Genomic DNA, 2,227 nt, shown 5'->3' with positions numbered 1-2,227 from the left:
GTGGCCGGCGGGCTTCGAGGGCATCAAGCCCTCGCCGGCCACCCGGGACGCCGTCGACGTGCCGAAGGGCTGGACGTGGAAGCCGGTGATCAGCTGGGGCGACCCGCTGTTCGACGACGCGCCGGGCTTCGACTTCGACAAGCAGTCGGCGGCCGCGCAGGTCAAGCAGTTCGGCTACAACAACGACTACACGACGCTGCTGCAGACCTCGCCGACCAAGGGCCTGCTCGTGTGCAACCACGAGTACACCAACGACGAGTTGATGTTCCGCGGCATCACCGACGCCAAGGACCTGTCCGTCGACCAGCTCAAGGTCATCATGGCGGCGCACGGCATGGCGGTCGTCGAGGTCACCCGCCGCGGCCCCGGGAGCCCGTGGAGGTACGTGCGCGGCGGCACGCGCAACCGGCGCGTGCACGCGCACACGCAGTTCCACGTCACCGGTCCGGCCGCCGGCCACGACCTGCTGAAGACCTCCGCCGACCGCACCGGCAAGGTCGTGCTCGGCACGCTGAACAACTGCGCGGGCGGCACCACCCCGTGGGGCACGGTGCTCTCCGGCGAGGAGAACGTCGACCAGTACTTCAACGCGACGAACGCCCCGGCGGACCGCAAGGAGAGCCTCAAGCGGTACACCACCGACACGGCGGGTCGCGGCTGGGAGCGCGCGGACAAGCGCTTCGACGTCGGCACCGAGCCCAACGAGCCGCACCGCTTCGGCTGGGTCGTCGAACTCGACCCGCACGACCCCGACTCCACGCCCCGCAAGCACACGGCGCTGGGCCGGTTCAAGCACGAGGGCGCGACGATCGCGATCGACGCCGACAACACGGTCGTCGCGTACAGCGGCGACGACGCCCGCTACGAGTACCTCTACAAGTTCGTCGCGAGCCGCAAGTACCGGCCCGGCTCCTCGCGCTGGGCGCGGCGGCACAACATGTCGCTGCTCACCGAGGGTGACCTGTACGTCGCGAAGTTCACCGGAGACGGTGACAAGGACGGCGTGCACGACGGCACCGGCACGTGGCTGCCGCTGGTCGTCGACGGCAAGTCCAAGGTCAAGGGCATGAGTGTGGCGGAGGTGCTCGTGTTCACGCGCATCGCCGGCGACAAGGTCGGCGCGACCAAGATGGACCGGCCCGAGGACGTCGAGCCGAACCCGGTCAACGGTCGCGTGTACATGGCCTGCACGAACAACACCAAGCGCACGCCGAGCGAGGTCGACGAGGCCAACCCGCGCGCGAACAACAAGCACGGCCACATCGTCGAGATCACCCCGAAGGGCGGCAAGCACGCATCGCGGGAGTTCTCCTGGAAGCTCGTGCTGCTCGCCGGCGACCCGAAGGACAAGGACACCTACTTCAACGGGTTCGACAAGAGCCAGGTCTCGCCGATCTCCTGCCCCGACAACGTGACGTTCGACTCCCGCGGCAACCTGTGGATCTCCACCGACGGCCAGCCGGGCACGCTGAACCACAACGACGGGCTGTTCATGATGCCGGTCGACGGGCCGGAGAAGGGCAAGCTGCGGCAGTTCCTGTCGGTGCCCACCGGCGCCGAGACCTGCGGGCCGCTGATCAGCAAGGACGAGCGCACGGTCTTCGTCGCCGTGCAGCACCCGGGCGAGGTCGACGGCGCGAGCGCCGACAAGCCGGCCTCGACGTTCCCGTACACCAGGTTCAAGGGCCCGCGTCCCTCGGTGATCCAGGCGTTCCGAGCCTGACCTGCTGACGACCGGCGTGGGGGCGGGCGGCTCCTCTCGAGCCGCCCGCCCCTCTTGTGTTGTGTTGTGTTGTCACATCACGGCATGACGTAGGTGTGGGTGCGGCGCTCCCCCGTCGGCACCGACTTGGTGTACGTGACGGTGAGGCGTGAGTAGAACTGCGCGGCCTCGCCCCTGACGATGCGGTGCGCGCGCACCGACACGGGGTAGTTCTTGAGCTTTCCCTTCGCGCAGGAGGGCGCGCACGTGTTGACGGTCATGACGCCCTTGGCCCGCGCGGACCGCTGGCCCCAGCGCTTCCACTGCAGCCGGTCCAGGTACTGGTTGGCGTCGGCGCACGCGACCGTGAAGCGCCGCGGCCGGTTCGTCACGTCGTCGGTGACGCACTGGCGCAGGAACGTGTAGCCGGCCGGTCCCGGGGTGTGCTTGGCCGTGGTTCGGGCCGGTTGAGCCGGTGCCGAGGCGGCGTGCGCGGCCGGCGCGCTCGGCCTGGCCGGCGCGCTC

The 2,227-nt window shown here is 69.6% G+C and carries 2 protein-coding genes; one reads left to right on the top strand and one right to left on the bottom strand.

From position 1 onward, the window contains the following. Positions 1-1,723: PhoX family protein (locus tag PINTE_RS21040; protein ID WP_068434513.1), on the top strand; the 1,723-nt coding region annotated here is incomplete at its 5' end. A 77-nt stretch (positions 1,724-1,800) separates the two neighbouring features. Here PINTE_RS21040 and PINTE_RS23520 read toward each other — a convergent pair. Next, on the bottom strand, positions 1,801-2,227 hold a 427-nt coding region (locus PINTE_RS23520; RefSeq protein ID WP_068434509.1), incomplete at its 5' end, for a hypothetical protein.

The sequence above is a fragment of the Piscicoccus intestinalis NBRC 104926 genome (assembly GCF_001515525.1).
In the GTDB taxonomy this organism is placed as follows: domain Bacteria; phylum Actinomycetota; class Actinomycetes; order Actinomycetales; family Dermatophilaceae; genus Kineosphaera; species Kineosphaera intestinalis.
This window is presented reverse-complemented; position numbering and strand designations above follow the sequence as displayed.